The organism is Natrarchaeobius chitinivorans (assembly GCF_003841505.1).
Taxonomy (GTDB): Archaea; Halobacteriota; Halobacteria; order Halobacteriales; family Natrialbaceae; genus Natrarchaeobius; species Natrarchaeobius chitinivorans.
Window position 1 is genome coordinate 48,284 of sequence record NZ_REGA01000009.1, and the last position, 19,515, is coordinate 67,798.

22 protein-coding genes, 2 tRNA genes and 1 pseudogene are annotated in these 19,515 nt (G+C 63.0%); 9 read left to right on the forward strand and 16 right to left on the reverse strand.

The window, feature by feature from the left end:
- Nucleotides 1-13: 13 nt before the first annotated feature.
- From ric to EA473_RS22780, 3 genes and pseudogenes are all read right to left on the reverse strand, one after another.
- Nucleotides 14-751, reverse strand: a complete 738-nt coding sequence (gene ric / locus EA473_RS11450) for an iron-sulfur cluster repair di-iron protein (RefSeq protein WP_124195798.1) — start codon at nucleotides 749-751, stop codon at nucleotides 14-16.
- A gap of 219 nt (nucleotides 752-970) precedes the next feature.
- Nucleotides 971-1,246, reverse strand: a pseudogene (locus EA473_RS11455) (cupin domain-containing protein); the annotation flags it as partial.
- A 192-nt stretch (nucleotides 1,247-1,438) separates the two neighbouring features.
- Nucleotides 1,439-1,621, reverse strand: a complete 183-nt coding sequence (locus EA473_RS22780; protein ID WP_243645237.1) for a hypothetical protein — start codon at nucleotides 1,619-1,621, stop codon at nucleotides 1,439-1,441.
- A 256-nt stretch (nucleotides 1,622-1,877) separates the two neighbouring features.
- Here EA473_RS22780 and EA473_RS11465 point away from each other — a divergent pair, with 256 nt between their 5' ends.
- The 3 genes from EA473_RS11465 to EA473_RS11475 are packed head-to-tail and all read left to right on the forward strand — an operon-like array spanning nucleotide 1,878 to nucleotide 4,887.
- Nucleotides 1,878-2,948, forward strand: a complete 1,071-nt coding sequence (locus EA473_RS11465; protein WP_124195914.1) for an ABC transporter ATP-binding protein — start codon at nucleotides 1,878-1,880, stop codon at nucleotides 2,946-2,948.
- Between the two features lie 7 nt (nucleotides 2,949-2,955).
- Nucleotides 2,956-3,909: a carbohydrate ABC transporter permease gene (locus EA473_RS11470; protein WP_124195799.1), complete on the forward strand. Its 954-nt coding sequence runs from the start codon at nucleotides 2,956-2,958 to the stop codon at nucleotides 3,907-3,909.
- A 6-nt stretch (nucleotides 3,910-3,915) separates the two neighbouring features.
- Nucleotides 3,916-4,887 carry a carbohydrate ABC transporter permease gene (locus EA473_RS11475; protein WP_124195800.1) on the forward strand — a complete coding sequence of 324 codons (972 nt, stop codon included), beginning with the start codon at nucleotides 3,916-3,918 and terminating at the stop codon, nucleotides 4,885-4,887.
- A gap of 42 nt (nucleotides 4,888-4,929) precedes the next feature.
- Here the strand turns inward: EA473_RS11475 and EA473_RS11480 are convergent, their stop codons facing one another.
- Both EA473_RS11480 and EA473_RS11485 read right to left on the reverse strand, forming a co-directional pair.
- Nucleotides 4,930-5,226, reverse strand: coding sequence for a hypothetical protein (locus EA473_RS11480; protein ID WP_124195801.1), 297 nt, complete (start codon nucleotides 5,224-5,226; stop codon nucleotides 4,930-4,932).
- Nucleotide 5,227: 1 nt separating this feature from the next.
- Nucleotides 5,228-6,547 (reverse strand): ABC transporter substrate-binding protein, encoded by a 1,320-nt coding sequence (locus tag EA473_RS11485; RefSeq protein WP_124195802.1) that lies wholly within the window; start codon nucleotides 6,545-6,547, stop codon nucleotides 5,228-5,230.
- Nucleotides 6,548-6,835: 288 nt separating this feature from the next.
- Here EA473_RS11485 and EA473_RS11490 point away from each other — a divergent pair, with 288 nt between their 5' ends.
- A complete protein-coding gene (locus EA473_RS11490) occupies nucleotides 6,836-7,963 on the forward strand; it encodes an AI-2E family transporter (protein ID WP_124195803.1) in 1,128 nt (375 codons plus the stop codon).
- 36 nt (nucleotides 7,964-7,999) lie between these two features.
- Here EA473_RS11490 and EA473_RS11495 read toward each other — a convergent pair whose 3' ends face one another.
- Nucleotides 8,000-8,260: a HalOD1 output domain-containing protein gene (locus tag EA473_RS11495; RefSeq protein WP_243645239.1), complete on the reverse strand. Its 261-nt coding sequence runs from the start codon at nucleotides 8,258-8,260 to the stop codon at nucleotides 8,000-8,002.
- Between the two features lie 443 nt (nucleotides 8,261-8,703).
- Nucleotides 8,704-8,775: transfer RNA gene (locus EA473_RS11500), tRNA-His, on the reverse strand.
- A 166-nt stretch (nucleotides 8,776-8,941) separates the two neighbouring features.
- On the opposite strand from EA473_RS11500, the gene EA473_RS11505 reads away from it, so the two are divergent.
- Complete coding sequence (locus EA473_RS11505) at nucleotides 8,942-9,397, forward strand: DUF5814 domain-containing protein (protein ID WP_124195805.1); 456 nt, start codon at nucleotides 8,942-8,944, stop codon at nucleotides 9,395-9,397.
- A 54-nt stretch (nucleotides 9,398-9,451) separates the two neighbouring features.
- Here EA473_RS11505 and EA473_RS11510 read toward each other — a convergent pair whose 3' ends face one another.
- Nucleotides 9,452-9,865 carry a ribbon-helix-helix protein, CopG family gene (locus EA473_RS11510; RefSeq protein WP_124195806.1) on the reverse strand — a complete coding sequence of 138 codons (414 nt, stop codon included), beginning with the start codon at nucleotides 9,863-9,865 and terminating at the stop codon, nucleotides 9,452-9,454.
- Between the two features lie 131 nt (nucleotides 9,866-9,996).
- Between EA473_RS11510 and EA473_RS11515 the strand changes: the two genes are divergently transcribed.
- Entirely contained in the window at nucleotides 9,997-11,061 is a 1,065-nt protein-coding gene (locus tag EA473_RS11515; protein ID WP_124195807.1) for a VOC family protein, read from the forward strand.
- Nucleotides 11,058-11,735 carry an alpha/beta hydrolase gene (locus EA473_RS11520; protein ID WP_124195808.1) on the forward strand — a complete coding sequence of 226 codons (678 nt, stop codon included), beginning with the start codon at nucleotides 11,058-11,060 and terminating at the stop codon, nucleotides 11,733-11,735. The genes EA473_RS11515 and EA473_RS11520 overlap by 4 nt, the downstream gene beginning before the upstream one ends.
- A gap of 30 nt (nucleotides 11,736-11,765) precedes the next feature.
- On the opposite strand, the gene EA473_RS11525 is transcribed toward EA473_RS11520, so the two are convergent.
- The 6 genes from EA473_RS11525 to EA473_RS11550 all read right to left on the reverse strand — a co-directional run bounded on the left by EA473_RS11525 (nucleotide 11,766) and on the right by EA473_RS11550 (nucleotide 17,319).
- Nucleotides 11,766-12,266, reverse strand: a complete 501-nt coding sequence (locus tag EA473_RS11525) for a VOC family protein (RefSeq protein WP_124195809.1) — start codon at nucleotides 12,264-12,266, stop codon at nucleotides 11,766-11,768.
- A 132-nt stretch (nucleotides 12,267-12,398) separates the two neighbouring features.
- On the reverse strand, nucleotides 12,399-13,034 hold the full coding sequence (locus EA473_RS11530; RefSeq protein ID WP_124195810.1) for an RPA family protein: 636 nt from the start codon (nucleotides 13,032-13,034) through the stop codon (nucleotides 12,399-12,401).
- A gap of 1 nt (nucleotide 13,035) precedes the next feature.
- Nucleotides 13,036-13,965, reverse strand: coding sequence for a replication factor A (locus EA473_RS11535; RefSeq protein ID WP_124195811.1), 930 nt, complete (start codon nucleotides 13,963-13,965; stop codon nucleotides 13,036-13,038).
- A gap of 126 nt (nucleotides 13,966-14,091) precedes the next feature.
- On the reverse strand, nucleotides 14,092-14,682 hold the full coding sequence (locus EA473_RS11540) for a MogA/MoaB family molybdenum cofactor biosynthesis protein (RefSeq protein WP_124195812.1): 591 nt from the start codon (nucleotides 14,680-14,682) through the stop codon (nucleotides 14,092-14,094).
- A 42-nt stretch (nucleotides 14,683-14,724) separates the two neighbouring features.
- Complete coding sequence (locus EA473_RS11545) at nucleotides 14,725-16,116, reverse strand: CobW family GTP-binding protein (protein ID WP_124195813.1); 1,392 nt, start codon at nucleotides 16,114-16,116, stop codon at nucleotides 14,725-14,727.
- Complete coding sequence (locus EA473_RS11550; protein WP_124195814.1) at nucleotides 16,117-17,319, reverse strand: GTP-binding protein; 1,203 nt, start codon at nucleotides 17,317-17,319, stop codon at nucleotides 16,117-16,119.
- A gap of 104 nt (nucleotides 17,320-17,423) precedes the next feature.
- Here EA473_RS11550 and EA473_RS11555 point away from each other — a divergent pair, with 104 nt between their 5' ends.
- On the forward strand, nucleotides 17,424-17,840 hold the full coding sequence (locus tag EA473_RS11555; RefSeq protein ID WP_124195815.1) for a CopG family ribbon-helix-helix protein: 417 nt from the start codon (nucleotides 17,424-17,426) through the stop codon (nucleotides 17,838-17,840).
- A 147-nt stretch (nucleotides 17,841-17,987) separates the two neighbouring features.
- A complete protein-coding gene (locus EA473_RS22285; RefSeq protein ID WP_165875267.1) occupies nucleotides 17,988-18,131 on the forward strand; it encodes a hypothetical protein in 144 nt (47 codons plus the stop codon).
- Here EA473_RS22285 and EA473_RS11560 read toward each other — a convergent pair.
- Both EA473_RS11560 and EA473_RS11565 read right to left on the reverse strand, forming a co-directional pair.
- Nucleotides 18,125-18,598, reverse strand: a complete 474-nt coding sequence (locus tag EA473_RS11560; protein ID WP_124195816.1) for a hypothetical protein — start codon at nucleotides 18,596-18,598, stop codon at nucleotides 18,125-18,127. The genes EA473_RS22285 and EA473_RS11560 overlap by 7 nt on opposite strands.
- 770 nt (nucleotides 18,599-19,368) lie before the next feature.
- A tRNA-Asn gene (locus EA473_RS11565) sits at nucleotides 19,369-19,441 on the reverse strand.
- Between the last annotated feature and the right edge of the window lie 74 nt (nucleotides 19,442-19,515).

Here is a 19,515-nt window from a genome sequence, read left to right on the forward strand (position 1 = left end):
ACACCAGTCCGGATCACTCCAGCAGCGTTTCCGCCCGCGTGAACAGCACGTTGTTCTCCCGGTGGACGTGCAGGTGCGTGTTGTGCTCGAGTCGCTCGAGGCGCTCGAGCATGCTGCGGTAGCTTCCGCAGGCTTCCTCGGGAACTGCGTAGCCGTCGGTCAGGTCCACGATGCGCTCGAGCGCGGCCGCCGTCTCGTCGTGGTCGTCCTCGAGGGCGTCGATCTCCTCGCGAAGGCGGGACTCCTCGGCGTCGGTCAGCGGGCGGTCGTCGTCTACCTTCTTTATCAGCGGGAACGCACCCACCTCCTCGTCGACGATGTGTTCTGCCATCTCCGCAGCGAGGTCGTCGACCGTCGCTTCGAGATCCCGAAGCTCGGGATGGCCCTCGCCGTGGACGCGGGCGACTTTCTCGACGAGCGCCCGAAGCTCCGGTAACTCGTCGCGGAGGTATTCGTGGTGGTCCCGGACGATCAGGTTCGCGAGCTGGGTGAGCGAGTCCCAGTCCGTATCGCGGTTCGCCGCGCCTTCTGTCGAGCGAGCGTCAGGGGCTCCGTCGTTCGTCCTCGCGCGCTCGAGTCGCTCGAGGACGGACTCGAGTTCGAGGTCCGCCTCGTCGCAGGCAGCGGCGAGCGAGCGATCGCCGCCACAACAGTAATCGAGCCCGAGAGACTCGAACGCACGAGCGTACGCGAGATTCGTTTCGACGAGTACTGCGAGTTCGGCGTCCGGATCGACTGCGGTCGTTTGCATACTCGAACGGTGTGCCCCCGAACGGATGGGAATCTCCCCGAACATATTCTCCCAATGCCAGGGGGAAGCGATCTCGTACTGTCGGCCAAAACGGTTCATACGGATTGCTGTACCGATGTCCTGGCGCACCCGCTTCCGGGTCGCGGATGCGCCGGAAAGACGGACAGTAAACCGTCAACCACGTCGCTCGCGCGCGAACGGCCGTCGACGATTACGCGACTACAGTGGCGCGCCGACGAGGACGACCTTCGCGCGTTCCTCGCCCCGGTTTACGATCTTCCGGGTTACTTCCGGGTCCAGCCTGAGGAGTTGGTCTTCCGCGAGCGCGACGGTCTCGGCTGCGTCGGTCAGTTCGACCTCGATCTCCCCGGCGACGACGTAGTAGATCTCCTCCTGACCGGTTTCGGTCTCGTCGTGTTCTTTTCCCTCGCCATCGGGCTCGAGTTCGAGGATCGTGAACCCGACGTGGTCCGCCTCGAGTTCGTCTTTCAAATAGGTATCAAGGCGGATTCCCCGCCCTTCCGAAAACCTGCGGTTTTCGGCTTTCGCAAATCGAAGATTTGCGTCAACACCGTGGGCGGGGAGGAAGCCGACACTCGCTGTCCCATACCAGTCTTTTAGTCGATGGCATCCCAACAATCTGGTAGTGGTCGGCGGCCCACAGTTGTCGTCGGCTACGGGCCGCAGTCAACCGGCCCCGAAGTCAGGGATGCCGACCTGTGAACGCCCGAAACCCTTCGGGTACGACGCGGCGAGTCCACTGACAAGCCACGGGCCACCGCGCCCGTGGCAGTTGACAAACCACATTCCACCGATTTCCTCCGGCACGACCGATTCAGCGTCGGTCTTCGTTGCGGTTTCGTACCCCATACCGTGTTCCTCGACGACGAGACGGTAAACTGCTGGGGAACCGGACGTCGATACGAACGGAGGGTGAGGGGGTGCGGCCCACACCGGACTATGGACTTAGAGATATAATTGATTTATTATATAATAGTTCTCGAACGTACTATTAATGCACAAATTCGCGGGTTAAGACGTAATATAGATATGATTTTTAGATGGTGTGTTGGGTGAGATTAATGGAGTGACATCTGGTATTCGGTACTACATGACACAGGTCTCGATGGAGAACGTGAGCAAATACTTCGACGACGGGGAAACCGTCGCGAACTATCGCCTGAACCTCGAGGTCGAGGAGGGTGAGTTTCTCGTCTTTCTGGGACCGTCGGGCTGTGGCAAGACGACGGCGCTTCGGCTCATCGCCGGGCTCGAGGAGCCGTCGGAGGGAGCGATCTACTTCGACGGCCAGCGAGTGGACAGGTGGTCGCCTAGCGATCGAAACGTGGCGATGGTGTTCCAGAACTACGCGTTGTACCCACACATGTCCGTCGCGGAGAACGTGGCCTACCCGCTCAAGATACAGGGCGTTCCGCCCGACGACCGCGACCAACGGATCGAGGAGGTGCTGCGCTTTCTGCACATCGAAGCACAGGCCTCGAAGTCGCCCGCCGAGTTGAGCGGCGGGCAACGTCAGCGCGTGGCGCTGGCCCGCGCGATCGTTCGCGAACCGTCGGTGTTCCTTCTGGACGAACCGCTGTCGAATCTCGACGCCAAACTCCGCCAGGAGATGCGAAGCGAACTGAAGCGGTTACAGGACGAACTCGAGATCACGACGATCTACGTGACGCACAACCAGGAAGAGGCCATGAGCATGGCCGACCGGGTCGTGGTCATGAACCGTGGAACGATCCGACAGATCGCACCCCCCGAGGAACTGTACTCACGCCCGCGGACGGAGTGGGTCGCTCGCTTCATCGGCTCTCCGCCGATGAACCTGCTGCGCGGAACGCGCCAAAACGGCTCGATCGCGTTCGGGGAGGCGGGTTCGGTCGATATCGGCGAAACGACGGTCGGCGGACTCGAGACCGTTCCGCGCGGCGACGTCTCCCTCGGCGTCCGTCCGGAAGATATCTCGATCGCGACCGAACGACCTGCGTCGACGACGGCGATCGCAGGAACGGTCGACACCGTCGAACCGCTCGGCGAGTACACCGTCGTCAACGTGGCGGTCGGCGATCAGATCGTCAACGCGAAGGTACCGACGACGTCCGTCGAACGGGACGATCCAGTCTACCTGACGTTCGACGACGCCGACGCCTACCTCTACGACGAGAACGGCGAACTGCTCACCTGACGCTCCTATGAGCCTGCGAGATCACATCGATGGCCTCGAGGCGGATCGTGACACCGCTTCCGGAATCGACCGGGAGAAAGCAGTTGCGATCGTGATCTTTCTGGTTCCCGGCCTGACCCTGTTCGGGATCTTTTCGGTGGGTCCCATCGTCTACTCGGCCGTCGGCAGTTTCTTCTCGTGGGACGGGTTCTCGATGGAGAGTTTCGTCGGACTGGACAACTGGATTCGGACGTTCGCCGACCCCCTTATCATCCACTGGGACAACATCGCCCGCTGGCGGTTCCCGATGGGCGCGCTCACCCAGAATCTCCTCTGGGTGGTCCTTCACGTTCCGATCAGCACCTTGCTGGGACTCGGGATGGCGGTGTTGTTCGCCGATCTCAAGGGGCGACGCATCCTCCGATCGATGGTCTTTCTCGGCTTTACGACCCCGACGATTATCATCGGGCTGGTCCTCATGTTCATCTACGATCCCCAGGCTGGAATCTTCAACGAACTGCTTCGAGTCATCGGCCTCGAGGGGTCCGTCCGGAACTGGACGCAGTCCCCACAGGTGGCGATTTACGCCCTCATCGCCGGCGGAATCTGGGTCCAGACAGGGTTCAACATGTTACTGTACAGTTCGGCGCTGGCGGCGATCGATCCATCGGTGATCGAGTCGGCCAAAGTCGACGGGGCCGGACGCTGGCGACGGTTCTGGGACATCGTCTGGCCGCTGGTCAGGCCCGTGACGGCCGTGGTCGTCATCATGGGCATCATCTGGGTGATGCGGGTGTTCGACATCGTCTACGCGGCCGGCGGCTCCGCCGGCGGACCGAATCACTCCTACTCGGTGCTCGGAATCGAGGTGTACAGGGCCGCGTTCGAACCGCCGATCGACTACGGCAAGGCGATGGTCGTTGCGCTGATCCAGCTGGTCATCGTCGCTCCGCTCGCGCTGTACATCGCCCGAATGGACTGATTCGATATGACGAACGACGAACCTCACACGTCGCGCGAACCGACCGCGAAATCGGACGGCGGAGCCACAGAACAGTACATCCCACTGGATGCGGTACCCGAGAGTGCCCCCCGACCGGACCTCGACTGGGGGACGCGAATCGCTGCCGCTGTCCCGTCGATGCCGCGACTGCTCAAGTACGCGATCGCCATCGCGGTGGCCGTTCTCTGGATCGTTCCGTTTCTGGGACTGTTCATGGCCTCGTTTCGACCGCTCGGTGAGATTCTCGCCGGCTGGTGGCACGTAGAGGGGATGACGATCACGTTCGAGAACTACCGCCGGGCGTGGTCCTATCAGACGGCCCCGATGGGTCGGGCGCTTTTCAACACACTCGTCGTGACCGTCCCTGCAGTACTCGTCGTCATGTTGCTCGGTGCGATGGCCGCGTACCCCTTCGCACGCTTCGAGTTCCCGCTGAAGACGATGCTTTTCTTTTTCATCCTGCTGGTGATGGCGGCACCGCCGGAACTGGTCGCGATGGGCAACTACAACACCCTCCGTGAGATCGGTCTCTTCGACAGTTACATGGGGCTGATTCTGGTCCACATCGGCTGGGGGCTGGGCTGGGTCGTACTGTTCTTGCGCAACTACTTGCTCGGCATCCCCGAAGAACTCGAGGAAGCCGCACGCATCGACGGCGCGTCCCGCTACCAGATCTTCCGAACGATCATCCTGCCGCTGTCGACGCCGGCGCTGGTCTCCGTGGCGGTCATCCAGTTCACCTGGGTCTGGAACGCCTTTTTCTTCCCGCTGGTCTTTATGCGGTCACCGGAACTCTACCTCGCCCCCCAGGTCCTGCCGCTGATGACCGGTCGCATCCAGGTCGAGTGGGGACTCGTCGCGGCCGGATCCGTGATGACGATGGCCGTCCCCGTCTTTCTCTTCTTGATGCTCGAGCGCTACTACAAACAGGGGATGGTCGCGGCGGTCACGGACTGATTCAAAACAGTCCGTCCAAGACGTTTCGACGGCAATACGTGCTCACAGCGGTGATATCCCGGTCTCGGTCGCGACCACCGCGACGACGATCGCGATCAGGTTCGCGACGAGGAAGGCGGTCGTCGACTTCCAGGCGAAGTACAGAAAGACCGCGAGCGGGAAGAACGCGACCGCCGCCGGTCGGAGTCCCTGTGCGGCCAGCGTGGCGAGAAACGCCGTGGTGAACAGATAGAGGACGTCCATCGCGAGCGCGCTCGAGTTTCGCCGCCGAAGCTCCTGTCCGACGATTACGACGGAATCGACGACCGAACCGGCGGAACCCGTCTCGCGTTTCGACACGCTATACCTCGTCCTGTTCCTCGACGGTCTCCTGGAGGACGGTGTCGAGCGAGTCGAGCAGCGGTTCGACGTCCTGGTCCGGTTCGGCCCAGAAGCCGGTGAGAACCGACCAGAACTCCGACTGGAACGGGTCGCCGACCGTGTCGTCGAGGTCGGGTACGAGTTCTACCTCGTCGGCCATCTCCGAGAGTTCGAGCATGATCTCGACGTCGTAGGCGTCTTCCGGGACGTCGAGGTTCGAGGCGATGAAGCCGCCGCGTTCGGCCCAGACTTCCTGGCCGTCGGCCGACACCATCTCCTCGACGGCCGCCTGGGCCGCTTCGACGTCGTCACCGTACTCCGGAACCGTAAACCAGTTTTCGGCGGCGACCATCGCGTCCGTACCGGGGAGCATGAAGACGTCGAGGTCTTCCGGATCTTCGATCGCACCGAACGTCGGCGTCCACGACCCCATGAAGTAAAGCGGGATCTCGTTCTCCCAGAAGAACTCGTACTGGATCCCGAAGTCTCGGACTTCGCTGAAGTAGCCGTCGGTCAGGAGGTCTTGAATCTCCTCGAAGGCAGTAACGACGCGATCGTCCGTAAACTCGGCTTCGCCGTCGATGAGATCGAGCTGGAGTTGGTCACCGTCTTCTTGCCGGAGGATGAACGCTTCGGTGACGTCGCTCAGGGGCCAGCCGTCGCCGTTTCCGGATGCGAGCGGTGCCTCGACGCCCTCGATTCCGTCGATCTCCTCGAGCAGGTCGAGAAACTGGTCGTAATCGTCCGGCTCCTCGAGGCCGTGCTCGTCGAAAAACGACTGCCGGTACCAGAACCCGGGTTTCAGGTCCATCTTGAACGGGGCCGCGTAGGCCTCGTCGTCGACGCTCACCAGGTCCGGATCCGGCGCGAAGTTTTCCGGGTCCCAGGTGTCGGTCAGTGGCGCAAGATGGCCGGACTCGGCGTCGGACTGGACTCGAGCCGGCGACGGTATCACGACGATGTCGGCGGTGGCGACGCCCGCCTCGTAATCGATCAGGGTCCCGGTCAGGATCGCCTCCGTATCCCGGGGCTCGTACGTGATCTCGAGGTCAGTCTCCGCCTCGACGTGGTCGACGACTGCGAGGAAGTCCTCCTCTTCGTCTTCGGTCCAGACGCCTGTGACGGTGACGGATCCCTCCTGTGTCGCTTCGGTGTCACCGCCTGTCTCTCCCTCCGTATCGTCGTCGGTCTCCTCGAGGCCGTCTCCTTCCTCGCCGAGACAGCCAGCGATGCCGACCGCGCCGGCTCCGATGCCCCCGAGAACGGTCCGTCGGTCGATTGGTGTGTCGCTCTCTCGCATGGGTGTTTCCGACGGCAATCTGGGACTTAATGCTTTCATCGAGGCCGCTGTAATTAGTCTGGAGGCGACTTACCGTGGTTTCGAACTGTTTTTCGGAAACGAACGACGATCAGTCTCGATCTCGATTCAGCCGATCTGTCGTACCGGTTTTTCGGTGGCTCCGGCCGATCACAGTCACGCCGTAACAGACGACGATCGTCGCACGAGTACCGATCTCTGGACTCGAGTCACAGGCACGACCCAACCGCATGATTTATCTGAAACCACTAACGATGTCAGCCCGCCAAAATGAACGAGAAACGAGCGGTAGTCACCCTGTTCGGGGTCGGTGTCGCCGCCGTGACGGCGTACATCGCCTACCGGTTCATCGCGGCGCTCACCGTTGCTGTCTTCCTCTATTACTCGACGCGTCGCTTCTACAAGTACCTCGAGCTCAAACGGGTTCACGTTCCGGACCAGGTCCGTGCCGCCCTCGTCATCTCGTTTCTCGCCGTGCCGTTGCTCGCACTCGGCAGTTATACCGCCGCCTTACTCGTCGTCGAGGTCCGCAACTTCGTCGCGACGTATCCGGTTGCCGAGATGCTCCCCGAAGACGCGAGCTGGGTCCAGGGACTCGAAAACCCGCCAGAACTGACGATTCAGGGTCTCGCCGGTGCCTACCAGTCCGGAACGTTTGATCCGTTCATCGACTTCGCGGTCGAACACGCCGGGATGTTGACGAGCGTGGTTTCGAGCCTTCTGTTGAACCTTCTGATCGTCGTCGTCGTCACGTACTATCTCCTCATCGACGGATCGAAGTTCCACGAGTGGTTGCTCCGATTCGACGACGACGCCATCGTCCGCGAATACCTCGAGGCCGCCGACAGGGAACTCGAGGCGGTGTTGTTCGGTAACCTGTTGAACGTGATCCTCATCTCCCTGATCGCCATCGTCACGTTCATGGGCTACAACGCACTCGTCCCGTCGGCTGCCGAAATCCCCTATCCGGCACTGGCCGGTGCGCTCACCGGAGTCGCGAGCCTGATCCCGGTCGTCGGAATGAAGATCGTCTACGCCCCCGTCGCCGTCGCGGCGGCCGTCCCACTCGTCCTCGACGGAAACTCGGCGATGATCGTCTATCTCGTCGGCTTTCTGGCGCTTGCGGTCGTCGTCGTCGACACGATCCCCGACCTCGTCCTCCGACCATATCTCAGCGGCGAACGGACCCATGTTGGCCTCCTGATGCTCGCGTACATCTTCGGTCCGATCGTCTTCGGCTTCTACGGACTCTTTCTCGCCCCGATCATCCTCGTCCTCGGCCTGACGTTCGCCGACACGGCTCTCCCGCGTCTCCTCGGTGCCGATCCCGACCGCGACCGGAACCCCGATCCCAGTCCAGAATCCGACCCGCCGGACCAGGTGACGGTCAACCGCTGATCGCTCTCCCAGCGTCCACAGCTCCGACTCGAGTGGTCATCCATCACTCGCGAGACGAACGCGAATTCGCCCCGTATCCTCGACCAGTACGTGATAGTCCTCGAGTCGTAACTCGACACTCACGTCGCCGGTACCGTTCGTGACCATCGTGTCGAGCGCTTCCGGATCGACGTGATCGTGGAGAGTGAAGCCGAGATCGTCCGGCGCGTCGACCGGGTCGACGTTCTCGACTGCACATATCGCTTTGATAATCGCGATGCTAGCTGGTGTTACGTCGTCGTACGTCTGGTCGATCACATACGGCGAATCACCGCCGTTTTGATGAATTTTCGGGGGCATCTCACTGGGACGTGCTACCGTGCTGGCGTATTTGGATCTGTGCCCCGGATGATTTGGTGACGGGTTCGATCGCCACTGCAACCGATCGATCGCTGCGTCGCGAGCGGACTCGAGCGGTTCCGAGCCGATAGCTGTGACAGCTTTCCCCGAAGCCGACTTTCCCCGGCGGTACTGGCGCTTCGATCGGATTCTTCCGTATCCCGCCTCGAGTGTGACCACGAATTCGAGACGGCCGATCGGGATAGTGTCCGGCCAGCGACGGCTCCCGGCGCACCCACCGACCGCTCGATGTCGTCTCCGTGATCGATACCGTCGGATCGGTCTCGAGTGTACCGTCTCGGAAGGGGCATTGGCGTGAGAATCGAACTCGAGTGGACGACTTGCTTCTTCGTCGCGAAAAAGTCCGGGTGCGAGAATCGAACCCGCGTCTCAGCCTCCACAAGGCTGAAGGATAACCACTACCCCAACCCGGACACGCTTGCACGCTTACGTACGACCGGTCGTCCTGAAATACGTTACGACTCGAGCGGGCCGCATGCGAGCGCCTGACGCGATTTTCGCCCTCGAGTACACCGTTGGATCGCCCCGAACTCGCGACCGGGACGTTTTTCGCCGGCCAGGTCGTACGACCGCCAACGCGTGGCCATCACGGACAAAATCTACGTCAAGAACCACCGCCAGCTCGCCTCCCAGCTCGAGACCAACATTCCGAAGGGAGCGTTCAAAGGAGCGACGCTGGACGTGCTCTTCCAGGGCGAGGGCCTCGAGAAACTCGACGACGCCACCCAGGAACGCGTCCTCGATTTCGCGGGCGACTTCCTCGATTGTGATTGCGAGAACAACCCCTACTGTGGCTGTCCGGAACGAAAGTTCATGCGCTACCTGCTCGAGTTGCGCGCACAGGGACTCGGTCCTGACGCCATCGTCGACGTGATGACCGACGACTATCTGGTGTATGCCTACCCCGGAGACGTCCTCTCGTTTCTCGACGACGGCGTGCGGACGCTCGAGGCCGCGGAGGGGCTGGCTCGCGTCGACGGCGAATCGGAGAAATCCGACGAGATCCGACGGGAGAAACAGAACCTCGCGAGATAGCGCGCACTCACCCGCCGAACCGAAGGGGAAACGGCCGGACGCGCCCGGATTCGATCACCGAAGCTGGTAGGAGTCGTCTTCGCCGTCGAGGTCGTCGAGTAACAGCACCTCGTCTTCCTCGCCCTCGAGTCTGTCCTGGAGGTCGTTGACGTACGCCTTGTACTCGTCGAGTTGCTCCCGGAGGTGGTCCGCCTCGAGTTCCAGCCGCTCGTGCTCGCGGATGAAACTCTTCGGAACCTGGACGGTCGGCGGGAACGAGAGGTCCTCGTCGTCGCCCGCCGACGCCGTCCTCGCCTCGAGTTCGCGCTCGGGGACGACCTGCACCTGGCCGTCGTGGTCGACGAGCTGGTCGACGTAGTCCCGGAAGACCGCCGAAAGGGAGATGTCCCGCTCCTCGGCGATGTCCTGAAGCGCCTCGAAGGCGTCCTCGTTCACTCGAAACGAGATCGTCTTGTTCTTGTTGCCCATTCGCCCACTAGTGACCCCTCCGTTCACTTAACAGTTCGTCAGACGATCGTCTTCGATTCGGTCACGAAACGACTGGGCGAATCTCTCACCGGGGGCGGACGATCTAACACGCTCGAGGACCAATCACACCCATGGTCGCCGATACGCCCGGCATTCATCACGTTACCGGCATCGTCGGAGATGCCCAGGAGGCCGTCGACTTCTACGCAGGGGTGTTGGGGCTTCGACCCGTGATCCGGACCGTCAACTTCGAGGATATTCTCCAGCATCACCTCTACTTCGGCGACGCGAGAGGAACGCCGGGAACGGTCTTTACGTGTTTTCCCGACCCCTATGCCGACACCGGCCGAGTCGGCAAACCGCAGGTCGATGCCGTTGCCTTCCGAGTCCCCGACGGCTCACTCCCCTACTGGCGTGACCGTCTCGAGGCCGATGGGATCGACGCCGTCGGTCCGCTCGAGCGATTCGCCGACCGGTTCCTTCGACTCGTAGACCCGGTCGGGACGCGACTCGAACTCGTTGCTGATTCCGACGCCAGCGACGCCGTCGCCGAGCCGTGGCCGGGGAGCAACGTTCCAGCGGAGGCCGCAATCCGCGATCTGTACGGCGTCTCGACGGTGTCGCTCAATCCCTACGCCACCGCGAGCACGCTCGAGACCCTCGGATTCGTGTACGACGAGGAACGTGATGACCGCGTCCGGTATCGCGCGCCGGGCGATCGGGCGATGATCGTTGACGTGCGGACTGCTGTCGCCGCCGACACGAAAGCCGAACGAGGCGTGTCGTTCGGCCGTGAAGGGCCGGGGACGATCCATCACGTCGCCGTTCGTGTCGAAAGCGAGGAGATGCTGTACGAGTGGCGCGACCTGTTCGACGATCGCGGTGGGGACGTCTCGCGGGTCAAAGATCGCCACTTCTTTCACTCGCTGTACGTCCGCGAGCCCGGTGGGATCCTCTTCGAACTCGCAACCGAGACCGATGGCGTTGCCGCCGACCCCCCATTGGACGCAAACGTCCTTGATTCGACGAACGGGAGAGAGCGCGTCCACCTGCCGCTGTCTCTCCCAGACTGGTTCGAGGACGACCGCGAGCTGATCGAGAGCCAGCTCCCCCCGCTGTCGGCCCCGGTCGACAAGCGCGACCAGCAGCCGGGCGAGACGGGCGGTGCTGATACCGACGACGAGGAAGGCACATGACGGACTCGAGTTACCCGATGGCTGCCGTTTCGGGACCTCACGGCGGACAGGAGCTGCGTACCGCAGGTGCACCTTCGATGGCGGCAGATGCCGTCGTCATACTCTGTCACGGCCGCGGCGCGACGGCCCAGGGCGTCTGCAACCTGTTCGAGCCGATCTACCGCCACGGCGTTGCCTTCCTCGCCCCGCAGGCCAAACGGAGTCGCTGGTATCCGCGGCCGGCGACGGCACCCCGGGCGGACAACGAGCCCTGGCTCACCTCGGCACTCGAGTGCGTCGAGGCCGGACTCGAGGCGGCCAACGCGATCGACGTCCCGCCCGAGCGAACGCTCCTCGGTGGCTTCTCGCAGGGGGCGAGCGTCGTCGCGGAGTTCGTCCGGCGGAATCCGAGACGCTACGGCGGCGTCTTCGTCCTCTCGGGGGTCCTCCCCGGCGTCTCCGCCGACCGCGATCCTCTCACCGGCTCCGGCTCGCTCGAGGAAACCCCGGTACTCTTCGGTTGTGGGGCGGACGACGCCAGAATCGACACCGCACACGTCTCCGAGATGGCCGACGTCTTCGCCTCCGCGGGCGGAGACGTCGACGAACGGATCTACCCTGACGTAGGTCACGAGGTCACGGACGACGAGTTCGACGCGATTCGGGCGATGCTCGGTTCTCTCCCCCGGTCGTGATACTGTCGGACGGTACGACTTTTCCCGTCATCAGTCCGGACCTAACCCCTTCTCCTCGAGTTCGTCGATCGCTTCGTCGGATTTTTCGAGCCCGTCGAGGCCCATCCCGCGGAGAACGTGGTCGGCTTTCGTAAACTGGATCTCCTCGTAGTCGACGATCTGAACGCGATTCCCCCACGGATCGCGAAACTCGAGTCCCGGAACGTCGAGCCGGTCGATATCCAGCGTCTCGAGCCGCCGGTCGACGCGGTTCGCGTCGTCGACGACGAGACCGAAGTGGCGCGCGTCGTCGACTTCGTCCGTGGCTCCGTCGGTCTCGGCGAGTGCGATGAACTGGTCGCCCATATCGACGAACGCTTTCGTCTCGGAGCGCCCGCGCAACTCGACGGTGAAGATGGACTCGTAGAACTCGAGTGCCGCGTCGACGTCGCCGACCTCGAGTGCGACGTGGTTGATACCGACGAGTCGCGGTTGGTTCTCGGGCTCGTCGGTGTCCCGGTCGTGATCGTGATCGGCCGACCGTTCGGTCATACGAACGCTGTCGGTATCGACGCCAAAAAGACTCGTGCCGGCCGGCCCGTGGCGGTCGGCCGGCGACGGTCCACCCGCCGAACGAACGCGGTAGTGTGTCGTGGTGGTTTCGAGTTCGATTCGGTCGGCGACTTAGGCGGTCGGTTCGGGGTTCTCCGCACCCTCGAGCGACTCGAGGGCCTGGATCACGTCGTTGCGGTAGTTGACGACCGGCGAGTCGTACCGTTCGCGAGCCATCTGGGCGTACTCGTTGGTCGGAGCGGTCGACCCGCTTTCGGGGGCCTCTTGTTCGGCTTCCCACTCCTCGAACGCTTCGATGCGCTCGAGGGTGCGTTCGGCGGTCTCGACGACCCAGCGGTCCCGCGTCGCGTCGTCGACGACCGAGATGGATTCGGGTCGAAGCGAGACGTTGACGGTGCCGTCGTCGGTCTCGTAGGTTCTGGGTTTGCCGACGACGGCCACGTACGCCGGCGGCTCCGTATCCCGCAGGACGGAGGCCGCTTCGGGCTGGTACTGGCCGGCGTAGACGAAGAACGTCCCGGTCGGATCGACGACGCGGCCGCGCCAGTACTCGCTTTCCTCGCCGACGTCCTCGGTTTCGGTGAGGGTGCCGGCGACGAACACGCGGTTGGCGCGGTCGCCGGTCGGGAGCAACGCGTAGTTCGGTGCGCGCTCGTCGTCTGACTCTTTGAATGCGTACGTCGAATCGTTGAATTCGGAGGCGAAGACGCGGCGAGCGACTTCGCGGGTGAGTTCTGCCTGGCTCATGTCACATCGACCTCGCTTTGATCAGCAACTGTTCTGCATCCACCGGCCCGTCGAGTTCGGTGACGTCGTCGGCCAGCACGTATCGGCCGAACGTCGGCCCCTCGATGCGGTAGTAAGTGCCGACGATGTCGTCGGCGATTTCGTCCGCGACGATCGTCGTATCGAGCGCGTCCATCGCCATCTCCTTTGCCTCCTCGAGGGAAAGCCCCGTGAGGTCCTCGGTGGCTTCCTTGTCGAAGATGACTTCGTGGGCGTCGATACCGTCGTCGACGACGGCTTTGATCCGGAGGTCGAACTCGCCTTCGACCTCGCCGTGTTCGTTACACCGGCCGTTCTGGAGGACGCGCGTGCAGTCCTCTTTCGGACAGCGTTTGATGAGGCCGCTGCCGCTTTGCATGTCGACGAGCGCGCCTTCGATCTCGCTGGTGTCGTCGCCGACTTCGATGTCCTCCTCGAGTTCCTCGATCACCGTCGTCGAGTTGAGTTTGACCGAGTACCGGCCCTGGTACTCGTCGGTGACGACGTTTCGAAGGTCGTAGACGCCGCCTTCCTCGAGCGCGGGCAGGTCGGATTTCGCCCACTTGGTGAACTTGATCGTCCCCGTCGGATCCCCCAGCAGGCCGACCTGGGCGACCGAGTCGCTGCGTGGGTCCCAGAGTTCGATGACCTTCGCCGTGAGGTCGACCCACTGCTCCGGTTCGTCGACGTCCTCGACGTTGACGTGTTCGCTCGAGCCGCTGGAGATGTCCTCGCGCTCGAGGCCCGCCTCCTCTAAGTAGTGGTTGGTGACGCTCCGGCGTGCCTCGTCGATGGGTACCTTGTACTCGTCGACGAGGGTGTGCAGGCGCTCCTCGACGTCGTCGACGCTGACGTCGATGTGGTCTGAAAACTGCTCGTGTATGTCGTCCGCGTGCTGTCGTACGTCGCTCATTGTGCCACGCCTCCTCTTGCGTTTCACTGGGAGGCATACCGACGTTCGCTCCCAATACTATTTAAACTGCCGCCACCGGAGTGAAAGTGATCGGACGCCGTTTCGCGGTGCGATCGTGGCCTGTCGTCACTCCTCGCCGTAATCGGACAACGCCCCCTCGGTCACGTCCGCACGGTGGCTCGTCGCCAGACCGGCGAGATGAGGCGTTTCGGGAACGATCAGTTTCTCGCAGGCGGTCTGACACGCGCCCGTACTCCCCGGGATGCAAAACACCGGCGTGTCGACGGCGATTCCCGCCGTCGCGCGCGAGGCGATCGCTCGAGTCCCGATCTCCTCCCACGAGAGCGCGCGGAAGCGTTCGCCGAAGCCGGGCAGGTCGCGCTCGAACAGCGACGAGGTGGCCTCGGGGGAGACGTCGTCGGCCGTGACGCCGGTTCCGCCGGTCGTGACGACGACGTCGACGTCTCGGCGTGCGACCAGTCCGCGGACCGCAGTCCGGATCGCCGAGTAGTCGTCCTGGACGAGCAGACGCTCTTGTACTTCGTGGCCCTCGGCCTCGAAACACTCCTGGATGACGTCGCCGCCCGGATCATCGGGATCCGCTTCGGCCGCCTGTGCGCGCGAACTCGAGACGGTCACGATACCGACGTACAGCGGGTCGATGATGTCGTGGCCGTGGTCGTCAGTGCTCCGTCTGTCTTCTCTGTTGCTCGTCATCTCTGTTACCGTGTTGGTCTGTATGCTCGAGGGCGATAATTGCTAGCGATTCTCGGACAGTCCATCGCGTTCGTCCGTCGACACGGTGACGGTTTCGCCCATCGCCGTCGGCGCGTCGGTTTCGAACGCCGCCCAGTCGGCGTCCATCTCGGCGTCGGTGAGCAGACAGTCGTCGAGCCGCTCGATCAGTGCGTCCATCTCGAGGCCGCGGCCGATGAGCGCCAGCCGCGTCTCGCGGTCGCCCCACTCCTCGTCCCACTCGAGGTCGGGCTGGCCGGAACGGTAGCGCTCCTGGCGCTGCTCGGAGAGGCTGGCGATCCAGCGGCCCGTGACCTCGAGGGAGGTCTCCGAGCCGGCGAAACTCATCGTGATCGCCTGGCGCTCGCGGCCGGCGATCCAGCACAGTCCCTTCGCGCGCACGAGTCCGTCCGGCAGGTCGGCGAGGAGTGTCGCGAACCGTCCGGGGTGAAACGGTCGTCGACGTCGGTAGGCGTCGACATCGATGCCGTACTCCTCGGGCGGATGCGCGTGATCGTGGTCCCCGTGATCGTCGCCGTCGTCGTGATCGTGGGTATGCTCGTGACCTCGGTCGTCACAGCTGTGTTCGTGATCGTGGGTATGCTCGTGGCCGTCGTGGGCGTGTTCGTGACCGCGGTCTTCGGCGTGCGTACGATCGGGGTCGCCGTGATCGTCGCCGTCGCCGTGATCGTGGCCGGCCGTTTCGTCCTCGAGCACGCGTTTCCAGCCCGCCGATTCGGCGGCTGTCTCGAGGTCGAAGCGATCGGTCCCGAGGACGCCGTCGGGGTCGACGACTCCGAACTCGGTCGTCACGACCTCCGCCCGCGGCTGGAGCGTCTCGAGCAGCGCGACCGCGCGCTCGCGTTCGGCCCCGGTCACCAGATCGCACTTGTTGAGCACGAGGAGGTTACAGAACTCCACCTGCTCGAGGACGAGATCGGCGAGCGGCCGCGTGCCGGATTCGTCGGGGCCTTCGATCGCGGGCACGCCGTCTCGCTCGCGGGCCGCGAACCGATCGTGAAACCGGCGCGCGTCGACGACGGTGACGACCGACTCGAGATCGTACACGCCGGCGGCGGGTCCGCGGACGAACTGTCGAGCGATCGGTTCCGGCTCGCCGACGCCGGAGGCCTCGACGACGAGGTGGTCGAACGAACGCTCGCGCTGGAGCCGTATCACCGACCGCGAGAGGTCGCCGCTCAGACTACAGCAGATACAGCCGTTCTCGAGGGCGAGGACCTCCTCGCCGGTCGAGAGGTCGGTTCGCGCCTCCACGAGGTCGGCGTCGACGTTCACCGAACCGACGTCGTTGACGACGAGCGCGATCTCTCGGTCGCTCGATTCGAGGAGCTCCGAGAGCAGCGTCGTCTTCCCCGCGCCGAGTTCGCCACAGAGGATGGTGACCGGGATCGGCATCTAGTCGGACGTGAGCGCGAGTTCCTGTCTCTCTTGCGGTTCGAACGGATCGGGGTAGGCGTCCCAGCTCTCCTCCATTTCGGCGTCGGTGAGAACGCAGTCGTCGAGACGGTCGATCAGCGGATCCTCGTCGAACTCGCGACCGATGAAGACGAGTCGGGTCATCCGATCGCCCCACTCGTCGTTCCAGTCGTCCTCGAGTCCCGGCCTGGCGGCGAAGTACTGCTTTCGCTGGCGTTCGGGGAGCGTGGCGAGCCACTGGCCGGAGGGGCCTGCACGGACCGAACTCCCCGCTTTATCGATCCCCATCGCGACGTCCTCCCGGCCGGCACTCCAGAAAAAGCCCTTCGCGCGGACGAGTTCGTCCGGGAGCTCCGAGAGGAGCGCGGCGATTCGTTCGGGGTGAAACGGCCGATCGCGCTGGTAGACGAACGACGTGACGCCGTGTTCTTCCTGTGGATCGTGGGCGTGGTCGTGCTGGAGTTCGTGTTTCCAGCCGGCGGAATCCTGTGCCTTGCGGAAATCGAACCGGCCCGTTCCGAGGATTTCGTCCGGATCGATGTCCCCGAACTCGGTGCGTACGATCTCGGCACGCGGTTGCAGGCGCTCGAGGACGGCTTCGATCTCCTCGAGGGCGTCGTCCGGGACGAGGTCACACTTGTTGAGCAGGAGGACGTCACAGAACTCGATCTGGTCGAGCAGGACTTCCTCGGGAACGCGTCCGGAGTCGCCGGCCAACTGTGGCTCGGTCAGCGCCTCCCCCGAGTCGAACGACTCCCAGAAGCTGTAGCCGTCGACCACTGTCACCATCGTATCGAGTTCGTACGTGCCGGTGGGATCGAAACTCGCGTCCTCGAACCCCATCGCGAACGTCTGGGCGACCGGGATCGGTTCGGAGATACCCGACGACTCGACGAGCAGGTAGTCGAACTCCCGTCGGTCGGCGAGTCGCCCGACCTCGTCGAGCATGTCTCCGCGGAGCCGACAGCAGATACAGCCGTTCGACATCTCGATTATCTCCTCGTCACCACCCAGGTCGGTCTGCTGGGTGACGTGCTCGGCGTCGACGTTCACTTCACCCATGTCGTTGACGACGACGGCGACCTCGAGGCCGTGGTCGGCGGTCAGAACGCGGTTGAGAACGGTCGTCTTCCCCGCCCCGAGGCTTCCACTCAGGACGGTAACGGGAATGTGGTCGGTCATCACTCACTTGTGAATGTGTGCTGGTGGCTTGTTAATGTTAGTTATTACATAAGGGTAGTATCTTGAATAACAACTTCTATTATACTCTCAGTTGTAATTCATATATGCCCGTCGTCAGCGTCTCGATGCCCGCGGAACTGATCGACCGAATCGACTCACTCGCGGACGAACACGGCTACACCGGCCGAAGCGAACTCGTCCGCGAAGGGGCCAGAACGCTGCTCTCGGAGTTCGACGACGCCCGCCTCGAGGACGGGGCGCTCACCGGTACCGTGAGCGTCTTCTACGACTTCGGGACGCCGCCGGTCGAACGCCGCGTTACCGAGTTGCGACACGAGTACGAGGACGTCATCGTCTCGAACGACCACAGCCACGTCGACGAGTACTGTCTCGACCTCTTCGTACTCGAGGGCGAGATCGAACCGCTCTCTGCGTTCGTCGGTAATCTGCGTTCCGTCGACGGCGTGGAGACGGTCGACTACTCGTTGATTCCCCTCGAGTCGATCGACGGCCTCGAGTAACCATCGACCGCGACTGCACACTGATTGGCCGTCTGATGGGTCTCGAGTCAGTTCGGGTGGGACTGTGACCCGATTGCTCTCATTAACCCATCGGAGCATCAGATCGCACAGTGGGAAAACCGTCGTCACCACCGGTCTTGGTGTGGTATGGCGGGCTGTGACGTGGCACACGTGGCGTGGTGGGTCGTGATCTGCCTTCCCTGGCGTGATGCGGGCGGACTCGAGCGCAGCGGACACGCCTCGGAGGCCGCCTCCATCACGCCAGAGACCGTCGACCCACCAGGTTACTGATCACTTTCAGTTCCGATCACCGGTACGTTCGTCCGCTGGCCGAATATCGGTGCGACGAGCAGCGAGACGCGCCGGATCGTGCTGTCGGTTCTCACTTCTGCGGTCTCGAACTGTTTGGTGATCGTCGTCGTTTCGCGGGCCGGGAACGCCTCGTGGTCGATATCGACCACGCGCTCCATCTCGTCCGGGTGCGAGATGAGCAGGAACGTCGACGCCGGGATTGCACGCCCCGCCCGATTGCGAACGTCGCCCGTTACGACCAGCGTCTCAGTCGATCGAACTGGACTGTTGTCGCGCATGTCCTCGAGCACGAACGGCCAGTCCATCCCCGGCGATTGCGTCTCGTTCTCGAGCGTTTCGACGCCGTCGCTTCCCGTTGCAGTTCCCGTGGCGAACACGGTACTACCGAGCACCAGTCCCCCGAGACCGGCGAGCGTCGTTCGTCGGTCGCTGTCGATCGGTTCCATAGTTTCTCGTCCTCCAGGGCCGCTACGCCGGGCCACCACGGACGTAACGGCCGATCCGGGGACCGCGGATCACCTGGCGACCACGGCTGCTGTCGATCGGTGCCGGTACAACCGCGACCCGCTCCTGGTTGTACCGGCAAATCGGTCCAACAGATCGTCTGAATCGGCCACGGTGTCCACGTCGGCCGCCTCTGACCGCCCACTGGGAGCGTTTACGCGTTGGAACACGCTGTCAGCCGGAATCGGTGCGCGTTGCGAGGCTCGTCGTTCGGATATTCTCGACCATCTGTGTTAATATCTCGCATACGATGGCCTGACAGTCACCGATGGTATCGACTCGCCGCGGGATGGCTCTGTCCCCCCGCGAGGAGTGTTCGAGAAAACACCACGACTGGAACGCGACACGTTCCAGTTACCCGAAAATTTCGAAGAAATTCCTCGGACGCCGAAACCAGGACTCGAACAGGTACGAGACGGTCCGGATCGATCACTCCGTTCGCTCCCGGCTGCGACTCGCGTGCTCGAGTCCTGGCCTGTGTCGCGTTTGCGAAACCTGTATTCGCTCGGAGCTATAGTAACAACTGAAACGATTTACACACCGATCGCCGATCTGTCTGGCGATCGGGTGTGCAATGACTTTCAGTGGCTACTATAGTACCCTCCCAACCGTCGACTGCTGAGCGAAATCGGACCACACCGCGTGATTTCGCTCATCAGTTCAGGCTTGGGACGCCACTAACGCTCCTCGCGAGGCGTTGATTTCTCAAAAGCGCCGAAGCCAGGACTCGAACCTGGGACAACCTCGTTAACAGCGAGGTGCTCTACCATCTGAGCTACTTCGGCTCGTCCTCAGGTAGTCGGGTGCATTTGATAGGGCTTTCGTTTTGCCTGCCATCGGTTCGATACGCTTTCACGCA

What these genes read in the sequence shown, in the direction of transcription:
- EA473_RS11470 (WP_124195799.1), top strand. Translation starts at nt 2,956, where the DNA reads ATGAGCCTGCGAGATCACATCGATGGCCTCGAGGCGGATCGTGACACC.
- EA473_RS11475 (WP_124195800.1), top strand. Translation starts at nt 3,916, where the DNA reads ATGACGAACGACGAACCTCACACGTCGCGCGAACCGACCGCGAAATCG.
- EA473_RS11540 (WP_124195812.1), bottom strand. Translation starts at nt 14,682, where the DNA reads ATGACGAGCAACAGAGAAGACAGACGGAGCACTGACGACCACGGCCAC.
- EA473_RS22285 (WP_165875267.1), top strand. Translation starts at nt 17,988, where the DNA reads ATGGCGGGCTGTGACGTGGCACACGTGGCGTGGTGGGTCGTGATCTGC.
- ric (WP_124195798.1), bottom strand. Translation starts at nt 751, where the DNA reads ATGCAAACGACCGCAGTCGATCCGGACGCCGAACTCGCAGTACTCGTC.
- EA473_RS11520 (WP_124195808.1), top strand. Translation starts at nt 11,058, where the DNA reads ATGACGGACTCGAGTTACCCGATGGCTGCCGTTTCGGGACCTCACGGC.
- EA473_RS11550 (WP_124195814.1), bottom strand. Translation starts at nt 17,319, where the DNA reads ATGACCGACCACATTCCCGTTACCGTCCTGAGTGGAAGCCTCGGGGCG.
- EA473_RS11515 (WP_124195807.1), top strand. Translation starts at nt 9,997, where the DNA reads ATGGTCGCCGATACGCCCGGCATTCATCACGTTACCGGCATCGTCGGA.
- EA473_RS11555 (WP_124195815.1), top strand. Translation starts at nt 17,424, where the DNA reads ATGCCCGTCGTCAGCGTCTCGATGCCCGCGGAACTGATCGACCGAATC.
- EA473_RS11560 (WP_124195816.1), bottom strand. Translation starts at nt 18,598, where the DNA reads ATGGAACCGATCGACAGCGACCGACGAACGACGCTCGCCGGTCTCGGG.
- EA473_RS22780 (WP_243645237.1), bottom strand. Translation starts at nt 1,621, where the DNA reads ATGGGGTACGAAACCGCAACGAAGACCGACGCTGAATCGGTCGTGCCG.
- EA473_RS11465 (WP_124195914.1), top strand. Translation starts at nt 1,878, where the DNA reads ATGGAGAACGTGAGCAAATACTTCGACGACGGGGAAACCGTCGCGAAC.
- EA473_RS11545 (WP_124195813.1), bottom strand. Translation starts at nt 16,116, where the DNA reads ATGCCGATCCCGGTCACCATCCTCTGTGGCGAACTCGGCGCGGGGAAG.
- EA473_RS11490 (WP_124195803.1), top strand. Translation starts at nt 6,836, where the DNA reads ATGAACGAGAAACGAGCGGTAGTCACCCTGTTCGGGGTCGGTGTCGCC.
- EA473_RS11535 (WP_124195811.1), bottom strand. Translation starts at nt 13,965, where the DNA reads ATGAGCGACGTACGACAGCACGCGGACGACATACACGAGCAGTTTTCA.
- EA473_RS11485 (WP_124195802.1), bottom strand. Translation starts at nt 6,547, where the DNA reads ATGCGAGAGAGCGACACACCAATCGACCGACGGACCGTTCTCGGGGGC.
- EA473_RS11525 (WP_124195809.1), bottom strand. Translation starts at nt 12,266, where the DNA reads ATGACCGAACGGTCGGCCGATCACGATCACGACCGGGACACCGACGAG.
- EA473_RS11530 (WP_124195810.1), bottom strand. Translation starts at nt 13,034, where the DNA reads ATGAGCCAGGCAGAACTCACCCGCGAAGTCGCTCGCCGCGTCTTCGCC.
- EA473_RS11510 (WP_124195806.1), bottom strand. Translation starts at nt 9,865, where the DNA reads ATGGGCAACAAGAACAAGACGATCTCGTTTCGAGTGAACGAGGACGCC.